We start from the raw sequence: 14,538 nt of genomic DNA, 5'->3' as shown, positions 1-14,538 counted from the left end.
CGCGCTCGCCGGTAGCGTTGCGGGCTGAGAGAGGAACATCAAAACCAACGAAAACGCCCCTGACAGGTGACTGTCAGGGGCGCCGAATCTGGTGGGTCGTGTAGGATTCGAACCTACGACCAATTGATTAAAAGTCAACTGCTCTACCAACTGAGCTAACGACCCAGATTGCCTTGTTGCACGGTTATTGCCATGCGGGCATCGCGTTCGAGTTTTGAGGGCCAACGTCGTAAACGTCGGTGGTGGGTCGTGTAGGATTCGAACCTACGACCAATTGATTAAAAGTCAACTGCTCTACCAACTGAGCTAACGACCCCCTCGAACGGATGCATATAGTACAGATCAACCCGATGTCTGGCAAGGCTTTTTGACAATACCCTTTAAAATATTAACGCCGCTCGATGGAAGCCTGTTCCGGTCTTGTCGCAGCGATGCCGGTTCACGACAATACGTGTTTCAAGCTTAGGCTACTGACGACAAGGCGACCCACCATGGCACAGCCCCTGCTGGACGATACGGACATCCTGTTTCTCAACCTGGACATGGGCACAATGCTCACCGGCATCGAACACTCGGCGCTGGCCAGGGCGTCGCTGTTCATCGATGAGCTGGGCGTCCACCCCTTGATCGTGACGTTCCAGTATCGCCCGGAGCTTCAACGCAACGTCGCTGCACTTCTGGGTAGCGAGCGCTACCACAGCGCTACGCGCATCAAGGGGCTCTACGACTGCCTGCAGGGATTCGACGACCCAGCGCTGCCGTCAAGCGCACTCAAGGACACGCTCCCACCGGTGATCGACCCAAGCTTTACTGGCTACACCGCCGCCCCGGTCGAAGGGCACAAGGACGTACGCTACCTCAACGGTCAGGGCCGGCTTTTTGCCTACAAGGTCTACTCGAAAGAGCACGGCGAGCTGATCCACATTAACTACTTCGACAAGGGCCAGAAGGTCGCGGCGGATATCTACCACGCCACGGGCCATCGCAGCAGCCACCGCCTTTACGATCCTCACACCCGTCAGCGAACTCACGAAATTCACTACAGCCCCTGGGGCACGCCGCTGTTCTTCCGGGTATTCGAAAGAGAGGGAGCCGAATCCTCGCCAGAAAAAGGGCTCGCACCCGGCTTTTATCTACACGCCTCGCTCACGACGGGGCAGTCGTTTTCTCAGGTCACTCATGCTTCTTTCAAGAGCACCGCCACCGGTCTGGGGGCGATCGACAACCTCCTCGGTCAGTGCTCGTTTTTGGGCGACAGTACGGACTTTTCGCTTTACGCGCTCAATGCACTGACGACCCGATTGAAGGGTAATAAGCTTTGGCTGCTCAACGACAAGAACAAGTTTACCTTCAAGGCCTCCGCGCTTTTGCGCAACGCGCCGGTAGGCGAAAACCGGAAAAAGCAGATTCGTGTGTTCGGCGCGCTGCACAGCACGCACTTTCAGGGTAAAGAACCCGACACCCGGCTCAAGACCCATTACCGGGACCTGCTGGAAGGCGGCGATACGCCGGATGGCGTGGTAGCGCTGACCCAAACGCAAACCCGGGACGTCGAGCACCGTTTCCCGGACCAAAACGTGGTCACGGTGCCGCACACGCTCAGCGCCTCCTATAAGGCATTGAAAAGCGCCGACGGTGAAGAACTGCCCAACCAGCGGAGTAAAATCGTTTACGTGGCGCGCCTGTCGCCGGAAAAGCAGCACCTAAAGGCGCTCGAGATAATGGCCGAGGTCGTGAAGCACGCGCCACAGGCGTGCCTTCACCTTTACGGCGAAGGCGGCGAGCGCGACAAAATCAAAGCACTTATCGAGGTATTAAAGCTAGAGCGCCACGTCGTGTTCGAAGGCTACTGCAACGACATCGCGAGCATCTATCGCGACGCGCAGTGCGCCATTTTGACCAGCGTGATGGAGGGGTTCCCGCTGACGCTGCTCGAGGCAATGGCCTTTCGCTGCCCGGTGGTCGCCTTCGATGTCCGCTACGGCCCGTCTGACATGATCGCCTCCAACGAGACCGGCTTTCTCGTCGCACCCAATGACACGACCGCGTTTGCCGAACACCTGACCCGCTTGGTGGTGGAGCCCGGCCTTGCCCGCCGCTTGGGAGACAACGCGCAGACGCGCTTCAAAACGCACTTCTCCCCGGCCAGCGTCGCCAAACGCTGGGAAGAGACGATCGTGGAAAGCTTTCGATAAGGAGTTGGGTAAAGGTATCGAATCAATACGCCCATCACGCCCCGGGCGGGGCGTGATGGGCGAGCGCTAGCCTGGGTATCAGCGGCGCTTGGGCTTGCGCATCGCCTGCACCGGGCGGCGCTTGTGCTTGTCGCGGCTCCAGCGGTTTTTCTCATCCGGGGTGAGCTCCGGCACCTTACGCGCCTCGAGCTGGGCAAGCGTTGCCAAATCGTCGATCTCGTCCTGGCTAAGCTCGATCCACTCGCCGGCCTTGGCCCGCTTGTCGAGGAAGATGTTGCCGTAGCGCACGCGCTTCAAGCGACTCACGGTGAGGTTTTGCGACTCCCAGAGCCTGCGCACCTCGCGGTTGCGGCCCTCCATGATCACCACGTGGAACCAGGTGTTGATCCCTTCGCCGCCGAACTCCTGCACGTCGGTGAAGCGCGCCGGGCCGTCCTCGAGCATGACGCCGTCGACCATCGCCTTGATATGCTCCTGCTTCACTTCGCCCATGACGCGCACGGCGTACTCGCGCTCGACCTGGGTGGAAGGGTGCATCAGACGGTTGGCGAGTTCACCGTCGGTGGTGAACAGCAAAAGGCCGCTGGTGTTGATGTCCAGCCGCCCGATCGCGATCCAGCGCTCGCCTTTCAGGCGCGGCAGGCGTTCGAATACCGTGCGCCGGCCCTCCGGGTCCTTGCGCGTGCAAAGCTCGCCTTCGGGCTTGTTGTACATCAGCACGCGGCGCGGCACCTCGGCCTCCGGGCGCAGCGACACCGGGCGGTCGTCGAAGCTGACCTTGTCGCGCTCCTCGACCCGGTCGCCGAGCTTGGCGACCTGGCCGTTGACCTTGACGCGGCCATCGCTGATCACGGTTTCCATCTCCCGGCGCGAGCCGAAGCCGGCGCGGGCCAGCACTTTCTGCAGCTTTTCGCTACCGGGGGGTGGGGTTTGGTTATTCTGGCTCATGGTCGTCGGACCTCTTGTCTGTCGACGCGGGCGGGTCACGTTGTTCCGCCGCGCGCGCCGCGAGCCGCGCCTCAAGATCGGCAAAGCTCAGCGGCGGGGTTAACGCCGTCTCGGCGTGGGGTTGGGCGTCGTCTTCATGAGAAGCGTCGCCCGTATCGGGGGGCGCATCCTGCCCGGTTTCGGCGCTTTCGTCCAGTGTCTCGACCGCTTCAGCCGATGAAGATTCCATCTCGTCGCGAGTCGCGGGCGCCTCATCATCGATATCGAGCTCCTCCTGGCTGGTCAGTTCGTGCATCGGCGGCAGCGCGTCCAGCGTTTTCAGGCCGAAATCGTCGAGAAAGCTTCTCGTCGTGGCGTACACCGCCGGGCGGCCCGGCACGTCGCGATGACCGACGACGCGAATCCAGCCGCGCTCCATCAGCGTGCGCATGATCGAGCTCGACACGCTTACCCCGCGCACCTCCTCGATGTCGCCGCGTGAGACCGGCTGGCGGTAGGCGATCAGCGCCAGCGTCTCTAAAAGCGCGCGGGAGTAGCGCTGGGGACGCTCGTCCCAAAGCCTGGAGACCCACTGGGAAAGGCGTGGACGAATGCGCAGCTGAAAGCCCGAGGCGGTTTCGACCAGCTCCAGCGCTCCATCCTCGTGGCGCTCGGCAAGACGTCCGAGCGCCTCGCGAAGCGTTTTGGGCCCGGGGCTTTCGCCGTCGAGAAACAGCGTCTCCAGTCGCTCCAGGCTCAGCGGCTCGCCAGCGGCCAGAAGCGCCGCCTCGAGAATTTCGTCCAGCGTCGTACTTTTATCGAAGGTGCTGTTCGTCGGGGTAGCGCTCACGGCTCGTCCTCACCGGCATCCAAAGGGTCGTCGTCGGAGCCGAAAGTGGCCTCGGCGTCCTCGAAGGCGTCACTTTCGTCCTCCTCGAGCTCGAAGGCGCTTTCGTCATCGGCCAGCGCCGCCGGCCGGGCGCGCACGTGAATCGGCGAAAGCGGTGCGTTCTGTACGATGTCGATCATCGCCTCCTTGGCAAGCTCAAGAATCGCCATGAAGGTGACCACCACGCCGCCGCGCCCCTCCTCCAGGGTGAAAAGCGCTTCGAACGGCGTGTAGCGCCCCTGGGCCTCGTCGCTTGCGAGCACCTCCATGATCTTGAGCATCCGTTCGCGGGTCGAGAGCACCTCGCGGCTCACCTGGTGGCTTTGGGTCAGCTCGGCGCGCTTGAGGATACCCGAGAGCGCGCCGAGCAGCTCATCGAGCTCCACGTCCGGGTGGATCACCCGGGTTTCGATCGGCGGCAGGCCCGCCTGGGCGCTAAACCAGTCGCGCCCCACCCGCGGCAGCGTATCCAGCGTTTCGGCGGCCTCTTTTAGGCGCTCGTACTCCTGCAGCCGGCGAATCAGCTCGGCGCGCGGATCCTCTTCGTCCTCGCCCTCTTCCTTCGGCGGGCGCGGCAAGAGCGTGCGCGATTTGATCTCGGCCAGCATCGCGGCCATCAGCAGGTACTCGCCGGCAAGCTCGATCTGCATCGCTTTCATCAGCTCCACGTACTCGATGTACTGGTGGGTGATGGCGGCGACGTTGACCGTGAGAATGTCCAGGTTCTGGCGGCGAATCAGGTACAAGAGCAGATCCAGCGGCCCCTCGAAGGCTTCGAGAAATACGCGCAGCGCCTCCGGCGGAATGTAGAGATCTTCCGGGAGTTTCGTGATCGGCTCGTCGAACAGTCGCCCAAGCGCCTCCACCACCGGCTCGTCGAGGGCGGATTCGATCTCGTTGTCAGGCTCCAGCGTTTCGCTCACGCGGGTGGCTTTCCTTGTTGGCGCAAAGGCGGTGGTTCAATCAGGCGCCAGTGTAACAGCGCACGACTCACGAGACATCGCCGCCGGCATCGAAGGCCTTGCGGTAGCGCCCCTGGTAGTCGAAGAGCTTCTCGCGAAGCTGCCAGTGGCGCCCTACCTTGCGCCCTACCACGAAATCCGGGCGGCGCAGCCGGCGGCGCTCGGCCACGACTTCGTCGGCGGAGGTGGGCTTCCACTCGACGCCCGGGGCGCGAGCGTGGTCCTGCAGAAACGCGTGGTAAAAAGCGTAGCGCTGGGCGGCGGTTTCCAGCGCAAACCACTCGCTCAAGCTCGTCCCGTCCTCGTCGAAATAGGTGACCTTGAGCCGGGGCAGGCCGCGCCCGTTGATGGTGGCCTCCACGTCCATGCCGCTGACCCGCAGCACCTTCGCGTCCTTTAGCTTCAGCGCATCCTTGAGCTTGTCGTCGGCGTCGACCAGAAGCGTCTGACAGCCGTGGCAGCGCCGGGCGGCGATGTCGTTTTCGGCGCCGCACTGATCGCACACCTTGAAGCGAAAGCGAAAATCGCACTGCACGCGCTTGCCCTGTTCGTTCTCGACGAGCCCCTGGCAACGCCGACCGAAGTGCTCGAGCACCAGCTCACCGTCGCGCTTGCCCCAGAACAGATTGGCGTGTTCGCAGACCGGGCACACCACCTGCACCGGCTCAGCGTCGCTGTCCGGGCGCGGCTCGCCCACTTCCGGGGCGTAAAGATTCCAGGGATTGCCGGCGTAATCGAGCACTAGGCAGTCGGTTTTGCCCGGCGACAATCTCAAACCGCGGCCAACGATCTGCTGGTAAAGACTCACCGACTCGGTGGGGCGCAGAATGGCGATCACGTCGACGTGGGGCGCATCGAACCCGGTGGTCAGCACCGAGACATTGACCAGATACTTGAGCGCGCGCGCCTTGAACGCGTTGATCAGCCGCTCGCGCTCGACCGCCTTCGTTTCCCCGGTGATCAGCGCCGCTTCGCCGTCCGGCAGATACCCCGTGATCTCTTCGGCGTGAGCCACGGTGGCGGCGAAGATCATCACACCGTGGCGCTCGCGGGCGCGCTCGATGATCTGCTCGACGATGCCGGGCGTGGCGCGGCTTTTGGCCACCACCTCGTTGAGCTCGCGCTCGGCGAACTGGCCGCCCGGGGCCGGCACCAGGCGCGAGAAATCGTAGCCAGCAACCGCCATATCGAAGCGCTCCGGCGCGGTGAGATAGCCCTTTTTGACCATCAGGCGCAGCGGCTGCTCGAACACGCAGTCGGTGAAAAAGCTCTCTGCGTCGCCGCGCACCATGCCGTGGTAGTGGCGGTGGTAGATGAAACCCTGCCCCAGCCGGTAGGGCGTGGCGGTCAGCCCGAGAATCTTGAGCGACGGGTTTTGACGCCTGAGATGCTCGATCACCTGGCGGTAGCTCGAGGTCTTTTCCAGCGACACCCGGTGGCACTCGTCGATCACCAGCAGAGTGAAGTTGTCGTCCTCGAAGGCGTCTAAATTGCGCACCACCGACTGAACGGAGCCGAACACCACCTGGCGACTCGACTCCTTGCGCTTCAAGCCCGCACTGAAGATATCCGCCTTTAGCCCGTAGGCCTGGTACTTGGCGTGATTCTGCTCGACCAGCTCGCGCACGTGGGCCAGTACCAGCACTCGCCCCCGGGCAAGGCGGGCGAGCTCGGCGATCACCAGGGATTTACCGCTGCCGGTAGGCAGTACGACCACCCCGGGGTCGCTCCCGGCGCGAAAATGCTCGATGACCCGCGTTACCGCCTGGCGCTGGTAATCGCGAAGTTCGGGCAGAGGTACGCCATTGTTCTCGATCACGTCGCTAGCCTGCTATTGAACTTTTAAAAAGGGTGTGACTCACACGATTAGGGAGAGATGGTTTAACATTTTTTAAATACTGGGGAACCCGGAACGTTTAAGGAGTGCGATATGCCTACCAATCACTTTAGCGCCGACTGCCCCAGCTGCGGAAGCCGCCTGAAGCGTTTGCCTGCTACCCGCCGCGATACGGTCCACGTTTACTGCATGGATTGCGGCCACGATTTTGGACGCTATGAGGCGCTGGTCGAGCGCTACCAGCAAACCCTCAGCGAGCTCGAAAGCGAACTCAACGTGCCCACCGCCCCAAGGCGCGATCAGACCGAGCTTCGCGTTCACGAGTAGCCAGCATGCTGCAAACGAAAGCGGTGACAGGAAATGCTTTCCTGCCACCGCTTTTTTTATGCGCCAGGCCCAACGCCAGAACGCGAGCCGCGTATCAGCCCAGCCAGACGCGGGCGTTTCTGAACAGCCGCAGCCAGGCACCGTCCTCGGTCCAATCGCTTGGCCGCCAGGAGTTGGTCACCGCGCGAGTGACGCGCTCCGGGTGGGGCATCATGATGGTGACCCGGCCATCCGGCGTGGTCAGCCCGGTAATGCCCGAAGGCGAGCCGTTGGGGTTGGCCGGGTAGCGCGTGGTGACTTGGCCGTAGTTGTCGATGTAGCGAAGCGCGATCTGACTGCTTGATTGCATGCTGCGCAGATGGGCGCTGTCGCGAAACGCCGCGCGGCCTTCGCCGTGGGCCACGGCGATGGGCAGCGTCGATCCCTCCATGCCGGAGAGCAGAATCGACGGGCTTTTCTCGACCCGCACCATGGCCACGCGCGCCTCGAACTGCTCGGACTCGTTGCGCAGAAACTCGGGCCAGCTCTCGGCGCCGGGAATCAGCGGCTTCAGCTGCGAGAGCATCTGGCAGCCATTGCACACACCCAGGCTGAACGTATCGTCGCGGGTGAAGAACGCCTGGAACTGCTCACGGGCGCGCTCGTTGAACAGAATCGACTTCGCCCAGCCGCCGCCGGCGCCGAGCACGTCGCCATAGGAGAAGCCGCCGCAGGCGACCAGCCCCTTGAACTCGTCGAGCGACACGCGCCCTTCGAGAATGTCGCTCATGTGCACGTCGACGGCGTCAAAATTCGCCTTGTCGAACGCCCAGGCCATTTCGACCTGGCCGTTGACGCCCTGCTCGCGCAGCACCGCCACGGCGGGTTTGGCGGTGTTGACGAACGGCGCACTGACGTCCTCGTTGACATCGAAACTCGGCGCCGCAGAAAGGCCCGGGTCGCGCAGGTCCATCAGGTTGTCGAATTCGTTCTTCGCGCACTCAGGATTGTCGCGCAGCGCCTGCATCCGATAGCTGGTCTCCGACCAGGTGCGCTGGGTCAGCTGGCGCGTGGTTTCCAGCAGCGGCTCTTCGAACAGCGTGACGCGCACCTGGTCGTCGTAGCGCGGGCGCGCAATCACGCCGCAGGTTTCGATACCGGCCACGGCGAACTGGGTCAGCACCTCCTCGGTGTGCGCTCGGTTGACCTGGATCACCGCACCGAGCTCTTCCGAAAACAGCGCGCTGAACGCCTCGACCGGCTCGTCGATCAGCCAGTCGAGCTTGATCTCCAGGCCCGCGTGGGCAGCGAAGGCCATTTCCAGCAGCGTGACCAGCACCCCGCCGTCGCTTCGGTCGTGATAGGCCAGAAGCTTACCGTCACGGTTGAGCCCCTGGATCACCTCGAAGAACGCATTGATGTCCTCCGGGTCGTCGACGTCCGGGCACTCGTCGCCGAGCTGGCCGTACACCTGGCCCAAGGCCGAGCCGCCGAGGCGGTTCTTGCCGCCGCCCAGATCGATCAGGATCAGGTCGGACTCCTCCTGCTCCATGTTGATCTGCGGCGTAAGGGTGGCGAGCGCATCGGTCACCGGGGCAAAGCCGGTGGCGATCAGCGACAGTGGAGAGGTGATGCTCTTCTCCTCGGCTTCGCCTTTAGCGTTTTCGCCCTGCCAGGCGGTGTGCATCGACATCGAGTCCTTGCCCACCGGCACGGCGATACCGAGCGCCGGGCAGAGCTCCATGCCGACGGCGTAGACCGCGTCATACAGCGCCTGGTTTTCGCCGGGGCGGTCCGCCGCACTCATCCAGTTGGCGGAGAGCTTGATATCGGAGAGTTTGGCGATCGGCGCGGCGGCCAGGTTGGTGATCGTCTCGGCCACGGCCAAACGGGCGCTGGCCGCCGGGTCGATCAGCGCCACCGGCGGGCGCTCGCCCATCGCCATCGCTTCGCCGGCGTGGGTATCGAAGCTCGCCGTGGTCACGGCGACGTCCGCCACCGGCACCTGCCAAGGGCCGACCATCTGATCGCGCGCCACCTGGCCTGTGATCGAGCGATCGCCGATGGTGATCAAAAAGCTTTTCGAGGCCACCGACGGCAGGCGCAGCACGCGATCCAGCGCCTCGCGCAGATCCAGGTTGTCGAGCATCACGCCAGAACGTTCCGGGTGCTCGCGGGTGAACGCGCGCTCCATCTTCGGCGCCTTGCCGAACAGCACGCTCATCGGAAGATCGACGGGCTTGCTTTCGAAATGACCGTCGCGCACCTGTAGATGGTGCTCTTCGAGCGCCTCGCCGACGACCGCATAGGGGCAGCGCTCGCGCTTGCAGAAGGCGTCGAACGTGTCGAGGTCTTCCGGGGCGACGGCCAGCACGTAACGCTCCTGGGCTTCGTTGCACCAGATCTCGAGCGGGCTCATGCCGGGTTCGGCGTTGGGCACTGCGCGCAGGTCGAAAAGCCCGCCGCGGTTGCCGTCCTTGACCAGTTCCGGCAAGGCGTTGGAAAGCCCGCCGGCGCCCACGTCGTGGATGAAGCGAATCGGGTTCTTGTCGCCCATCGCCCAGCAGCGGTCGATCACTTCCTGAGCACGGCGCTCCATTTCCGGGTTTTCGCGCTGCACCGAGGCAAAATCGAGATCCGCGCTCGAGGTGCCGGAGGTCACGCTCGACGCCGCGCCGCCGCCAAGCCCGATCAGCATCGCCGGCCCGCCCATCACGATCAGCTTGCCGCCGATGGGGATATCGCCCTTCTGCACGTGCTGGGCGCGGATGTTGCCGTACCCGCCGGCGATCATGATCGGCTTGTGAAAGCCCCGGCGCTTGATGTCGTCACCGCTGAGCACGTCCTGCTCGTAGGTGCGAAAATAGCCGGTCAGGTTCGGGCGGCCGAACTCGTTGTTGAACGCCGCGCCGCCGATGGGGCCGTCGAGCATGATCGAAAGCGCCGACTGCATGCGCTCCGGCTTGCCGTAGTCGAACGCCTCCCAGGGCTGAACGAACTCGGGGATGCGCAGGTTCGACACGGTGAAGCCGGCCAAGCCCGCCTTGGGCTTGCCGCCGATGCCGGTCGCGCCTTCGTCGCGAATCTCGCCGCCGGAGCCGGTCGCCGCCCCGGGAAACGGCGCGATTGCCGTGGGGTGGTTGTGGGTCTCCACCTTCATCAGAATGTGGATCGGCTCCTGATGAGCACCGTACAGGGCGCGCTCGCCGGCAGCGCCGGTCAGCGGCTGAGGGAAAAAGCGACCGGCCTGGCTGCCCTTGATCACGGCGGCGTTGTCGCTGTAGGCCGAGAGCACGTTGTCCGGCGAACTTGCAAAGGTGTTCTTGATCATCTTGAACAGCGACTGCGGCGTGGCCTCGCCGTCGACGACCCAGTCGGCGTTGAAGATCTTGTGGCGGCAGTGCTCGGAGTTCGCTTGGGCGAACATCATCAGCTCGACGTCGCTTGGGTTGCGGCCAAGCTCACCGAAGGCATCGACCAGGTAGTCGATCTCGTCGTCGGTCAGCGCCAGCCCCAGCTCATCGTTGGCCACCGCCAGCGCTTCGCGCCCGCCCTGCTGGATATCGACCGACCCCAGCGGCGCCGGCTCCAGGCGAGTGAAGAGCTTTTCGGCCTCGGCGTCGTCCCACAGCACGGTTTCGGTCATGCGATCATGAAGCTCGGCGGCGATGATTTCCCGCTGCTGCTCGTCGAGTCGCTCGCCCCCGACCCGGTACTCGATGCCGCGCTCGATGCGGCGAACGCTGCCAAGCCCGCAGTTATGGGCGATATCGGTCGCCTTGGTCGACCAGGGCGACTGGGTGCCCAGACGCGGCACCACCCACAGGCGGGTCGGGTTTTCGATCGTGTCCTGGGGCTCGAAGCTTCCGTACGCCAGAAGCTCGGCCAGCCGCGCGCGGGCGGTGTCGTCGAGTGCTGCCGCACAGTCGATGAAATGAACGTAGTGGGCGTCCAGCGCCGTCACTTCGGGAACGCGTTCACGCAGCGCTTTTAAAAGCCGGTCATGACGGAAGGCAGAAAGGGCGGGCGCGCCTCGCAGTTCGAGCATATCTGGGGGCCTCTAAAGCTAAGAGAGTTCGAGCGGGAAATCACCAAGCCGCAGTGCGACAGGCGCACATGATACTGGAAAGCGGCTTTGATACGAAATCGACAAGGTGACAGCGCCTACCGGGCTGGGTATGGTGACTGCCTGTTTTACACCGACCCCGCGCCATGCCGACACTGTATTGCCGACATTTTCTCGCCCACTATCGCCTTTACTGGGCCGTCATCAGCATTGTCTGGCTGACGCTGGTACCCGCCGGCGCCGGCAAAACGCCGCGTGAGCACTTGGACCGCGTGCTGGAAAGGGATTTCATCACCGCCCACACCCGTACCACGCCCACCACCTACTATGAAGGCCGCCAGGGGCCGACCGGCTTCGAGTACGAGCTTTTACACCTTTTCGCCGAGTATCTTGGCGTGAGCTTGAATCTCGACGCGCGCCACTCCCCGGAAGAGGTGCTCGACGCGGTGCGCGAACAGGGCGACATCGGCGCCGCCGCTCTGCCGCTCGCCCCGGATACGCCGGGTCTTCACTACACCAGGCCGATCATCGACATGCAGCCGCTGGTGGTGTATCGCCGCGGGCTCTACGCCATCAACGGCCCCGCCGACCTGGAAGGGCTCAAGGTCGGCACGCTCAGCGCCTCGGGCACCGAGCAGATGCTCGAAGCGCTCAAGGAGACGTTGCCCAAACTCGAATGGCAGGCGCTGGAGGGCAGCGAAATCGCCGAGCTGCTGGCGATGGTCGAAAACGAGGAGCTCGACGCCGCGGTGATTTTCGATCACCAGTTTCGCGTCAACCGGCTGTTTTTCCCCAACGTCGAGCGTGGCTTCGCTCTGGGCGAGCCGCGCTCGCTGGTCTGGGCACTGCCCTCGGGCCAGGGGCTCGGGCTGTTGGAAGCCGCGGACCGCTTTCTGGACGAGCAGCGCGAGAACGGCGCGCTCGAGCGCCTGATCAGCCGCTACTTCGGCCACGACGACTATCTCGAGTACGTCGGAACGCGGACCTTTTTGAGCCACCTGGACCAGCGCCTGCCCGAGTTCGCGCCGCTTTTCAAACGCGCCGCCCTGGCGACCGGCTTCGACTGGAAGCTATTGGCGGCAGTGGGCTATCAGGAGTCCCACTGGGACGCGGACGCCGTGTCGCCCACCGGCGTGCGCGGGGTGATGATGCTGACCCAACCCACCGCCAGCGACCTGGGCGTGAGCAATCGCCGCGACCCGGCGCAGAGCATCGACGGCGGCGCGCGCTATTTGAGAAGCCTCGAGGAGCGCCTGCCCGAGGAGATCATCGGCGACAACCGCCTCTACATGGCCATGGCCGCCTACAACGTGGGGCTTGGGCATCTATATGACGCCCGCGATATCGCAAAAATGCGCGGCGGCGACCCGAACCTGTGGGCAGACGTACGCGAGGCGCTGCCGCTTTTACAGCAGCGCCGCTGGCACAGCCAGACCCGCTACGGCTTCGCTCGCGGCGGGGAGCCGGTGATCTACGTGCGCAACATTCGCCGTTATTACGAAATGCTGAGCTACGTCGAGCGCAGCCGCCAGCAGTTTTTCCAGCTCGGCCAGACCGGCCTTGCCCAGGCCGGCGCGCCGCCTTGACGACACCGACCACCTGCACCGGGGCCGTTTGCCCCAGGGAGAGCACAATGCGAGACCGCTTCACGTCAACCGCGGCCGGGCTAGTCGCCGCCACGCTCTGGGTAGCGACAGCGCTCACCCCCGCCGCCGCCTTCGAGACCGGCGAGCCGCCGGCCGCGGTGCGCGTAGCGGACCGCGGAGAAGTCGTGCTCGAGGAGGGCGCGCTGCGCTACCAACCCTGGGACACCAGCGCGCTTGCCGGCAGCGTCGGGGTGGTGCTGCACGTCGCCGGGCGGCTCTCGGCCAAGGACCTGAACGCGCCGATCATCGAAGCGATCGAGGCGGCCCGGTTTCCCGACGAGCGCTTTCAGACCACCACCATCGTCAACACCGACGACGCGGTCTTCGGCAGTGCGATGTTCGTGCGCAAAAGCGTCGAGGGCAGCAAGCGCGACGCGCCCGAGGTGCAGTTCGTGGTGGACGACCAAAGCGCGGTACAGAGCGCTTGGAATCTCGAGCGCGGCGGCTCGGCGGTGGTCGTCCACGACGCCGCCGGGCGCGTACGCTTTGCCAAGGACGGCCCGCTGACGCTTTATGAGGTCAACCACGTCATGGAGCTTCTCCACGCGATGCTCGATTCAAACGCGCCGGAGCCAAGCGGGTTCGACGCCCAGGTGCTCGGCCAGAACGGACATTGACTTTCAAGAGCCGTGACTTTCACGCACGGTGGCTTTCAAGCACTGCCCGTTGATGTTAAAACCTTTTTCATAATGGCCACGGGCGCGCCCAGCCCCTGGCGAGCGCGTTGCCGCGTGCTCGCCGCTTGATGTGCAACGATGGCCACGAACAACGAAATGCCAGGGACCGCTTTAATGAATGCCGACGCCGACCAACTGACAAGCCATCGAGACCCAATCGAGGCGCTGCGCGCGGCCCTGGAGCGGCGACTCGACGAGCGCCTGCCGGCGGCCCCCGAAACCGAGCGGGTCGCCCGCGCGATGCGCGAGGCCACGCTGGCCCCGGGCAAGCGGATTCGCCCGCTGCTGCTGCTGCTGACCGCCCAGGACCTTACGGCCGACGCCGACACCGACGGCCTGCTCGACCTCGCCTGCGCAGTGGAGATGATCCACGCGGCCTCGCTGATTCTCGACGACATCCCCTGCATGGATAACGCCGAGCTTCGCCGCGGCCGCCCCACCATTCATCGCCAGTTCGGTGAAAGCGTCGCCATTCTGGCCGCGGTGGCGCTTTTGAGCCACGCCTACGCCATCGCCGCCGAGGCGCCCGGGCTTGAAAGCGAGCGCCGCGCGACGGCGGTATCCACGCTTGCCCGCGCGGTAGGCCTTCAGGGGCTGGTCGAGGGGCAGTTTCTGGATTTGAGCGAAGGCGCCGGCGCGCGCAGCGTCGATGCGATTCTCGCCACCAACGACCTTAAAACCAGCAAGCTCTTTAGCGCCACGCTGTCACTGGCAGGCCTGGCGGCCAACGCCGATGAACACGTTCAAAAGGCGCTTGCGCTGTTCGCCGAGGATCTCGGCCAGGCTTTTCAACTGATCGACGACCTGGCCGACGGCGTGATGGGCACGGGCAAGGACCTTCACCAAGACGCCGGCAAGTCGACGCTGGTGGCAACGCTTGGCGAGCGCGCCGTGCGCGAGCGCCTGGATGCTCACTTGGCCCGCGCCGACACGCACCTGGCCGCCGCCTGCCCCCAAGGCGGGCGCACCCGCGCCTTCGTGCAGGGCTGGTTTCACCAGCAGCTCGCCGTGATCGGCGCACCTTGAGCCGGCC

Annotated in this window: 10 protein-coding genes and 2 tRNA genes; 5 read left to right on the top strand and 7 right to left on the bottom strand. The window is 64.4% G+C overall.

The genetic code is table 11. The features are described 5' to 3' along the window. Nucleotides 1-89: 89 nt before the first annotated feature. Both ACGLWX_RS06480 and ACGLWX_RS06475 read right to left on the bottom strand, forming a co-directional pair. A tRNA-Lys gene (locus ACGLWX_RS06480) sits at nucleotides 90-165 on the bottom strand. 75 nt (nucleotides 166-240) lie between these two features. Continuing rightward, nucleotides 241-316 (bottom strand) — tRNA-Lys (locus ACGLWX_RS06475). Between the two features lie 175 nt (nucleotides 317-491). Between ACGLWX_RS06475 and ACGLWX_RS06470 the strand changes: the two genes are divergently transcribed. Then, nucleotides 492-2,195: a glycosyltransferase gene (locus tag ACGLWX_RS06470; protein ID WP_396238324.1), complete on the top strand. Its 1,704-nt coding sequence runs from the start codon at nucleotides 492-494 to the stop codon at nucleotides 2,193-2,195. A 78-nt stretch (nucleotides 2,196-2,273) separates the two neighbouring features. Here the strand turns inward: ACGLWX_RS06470 and rluB are convergent, their stop codons facing one another. The 4 genes from rluB to ACGLWX_RS06450 form a co-directional block, all read right to left on the bottom strand. Beyond that, nucleotides 2,274-3,143: a 23S rRNA pseudouridine(2605) synthase RluB gene (gene rluB, locus ACGLWX_RS06465; protein WP_396238322.1), complete on the bottom strand. Its 870-nt coding sequence runs from the start codon at nucleotides 3,141-3,143 to the stop codon at nucleotides 2,274-2,276. Continuing rightward, nucleotides 3,130-3,972, bottom strand: a complete 843-nt coding sequence (gene scpB, locus ACGLWX_RS06460) for an SMC-Scp complex subunit ScpB (protein ID WP_396238320.1) — start codon at nucleotides 3,970-3,972, stop codon at nucleotides 3,130-3,132. The genes rluB and scpB overlap by 14 nt, the downstream gene beginning before the upstream one ends. Further along, nucleotides 3,969-4,934: a segregation and condensation protein A gene (locus tag ACGLWX_RS06455; protein ID WP_396238318.1), complete on the bottom strand. Its 966-nt coding sequence runs from the start codon at nucleotides 4,932-4,934 to the stop codon at nucleotides 3,969-3,971. The genes scpB and ACGLWX_RS06455 overlap by 4 nt, the downstream gene beginning before the upstream one ends. A 67-nt stretch (nucleotides 4,935-5,001) precedes the next feature. After that, nucleotides 5,002-6,789 (bottom strand): DEAD/DEAH box helicase, encoded by a 1,788-nt coding sequence (locus tag ACGLWX_RS06450; protein WP_396239422.1) that lies wholly within the window; start codon nucleotides 6,787-6,789, stop codon nucleotides 5,002-5,004. A 114-nt stretch (nucleotides 6,790-6,903) separates the two neighbouring features. Between ACGLWX_RS06450 and ACGLWX_RS06445 the strand changes: the two genes are divergently transcribed. Next, nucleotides 6,904-7,137, top strand: coding sequence for a hypothetical protein (locus tag ACGLWX_RS06445; protein ID WP_396238316.1), 234 nt, complete (start codon nucleotides 6,904-6,906; stop codon nucleotides 7,135-7,137). 94 nt (nucleotides 7,138-7,231) lie between these two features. On the opposite strand, the gene purL is transcribed toward ACGLWX_RS06445, so the two are convergent. Next, the gene (gene purL / locus ACGLWX_RS06440; protein ID WP_396238314.1) at nucleotides 7,232-11,164 is read right to left on the bottom strand and encodes a phosphoribosylformylglycinamidine synthase; all 3,933 of its coding nucleotides are present in this window, start codon (nucleotides 11,162-11,164) and stop codon (nucleotides 7,232-7,234) included. Nucleotides 11,165-11,328: 164 nt separating this feature from the next. On the opposite strand from purL, the gene mltF reads away from it, so the two are divergent. The 3 genes from mltF to ACGLWX_RS06425 all read left to right on the top strand — a co-directional run bounded on the left by mltF (nucleotide 11,329) and on the right by ACGLWX_RS06425 (nucleotide 14,531). Next, nucleotides 11,329-12,768: a membrane-bound lytic murein transglycosylase MltF gene (gene mltF, locus ACGLWX_RS06435; RefSeq protein ID WP_396238312.1), complete on the top strand. Its 1,440-nt coding sequence runs from the start codon at nucleotides 11,329-11,331 to the stop codon at nucleotides 12,766-12,768. Nucleotides 12,769-12,815: 47 nt separating this feature from the next. After that, nucleotides 12,816-13,445: a YtfJ family protein gene (locus ACGLWX_RS06430; RefSeq protein WP_396238310.1), complete on the top strand. Its 630-nt coding sequence runs from the start codon at nucleotides 12,816-12,818 to the stop codon at nucleotides 13,443-13,445. Between the two features lie 174 nt (nucleotides 13,446-13,619). Next, entirely contained in the window at nucleotides 13,620-14,531 is a 912-nt protein-coding gene (locus ACGLWX_RS06425; RefSeq protein WP_396238308.1) for a polyprenyl synthetase family protein, read from the top strand. The last annotated feature ends 7 nt before the right edge of the window (nucleotides 14,532-14,538 follow it).

This window comes from Halomonas sp. HMF6819 (genome assembly GCF_044335525.1).
GTDB lineage: Bacteria > Pseudomonadota > Gammaproteobacteria > Pseudomonadales > Halomonadaceae > Vreelandella.
Note: the sequence above shows the minus strand (reverse complement) of the source record. Positions and strands in the feature narration are given on the sequence as shown.

Bases quoted from the DNA above. Each gene is read 5' to 3' on its own strand.
- ACGLWX_RS06470 (WP_396238324.1), top strand. From the start codon at position 492: ATGGCACAGCCCCTGCTGGACGATACGGACATCCTGTTTCTCAACCTG.
- rluB (WP_396238322.1), bottom strand. From the start codon at position 3,143: ATGAGCCAGAATAACCAAACCCCACCCCCCGGTAGCGAAAAGCTGCAG.
- ACGLWX_RS06445 (WP_396238316.1), top strand. From the start codon at position 6,904: ATGCCTACCAATCACTTTAGCGCCGACTGCCCCAGCTGCGGAAGCCGC.
- purL (WP_396238314.1), bottom strand. From the start codon at position 11,164: ATGCTCGAACTGCGAGGCGCGCCCGCCCTTTCTGCCTTCCGTCATGAC.
- mltF (WP_396238312.1), top strand. From the start codon at position 11,329: ATGCCGACACTGTATTGCCGACATTTTCTCGCCCACTATCGCCTTTAC.
- ACGLWX_RS06430 (WP_396238310.1), top strand. From the start codon at position 12,816: ATGCGAGACCGCTTCACGTCAACCGCGGCCGGGCTAGTCGCCGCCACG.
- ACGLWX_RS06425 (WP_396238308.1), top strand. From the start codon at position 13,620: ATGAATGCCGACGCCGACCAACTGACAAGCCATCGAGACCCAATCGAG.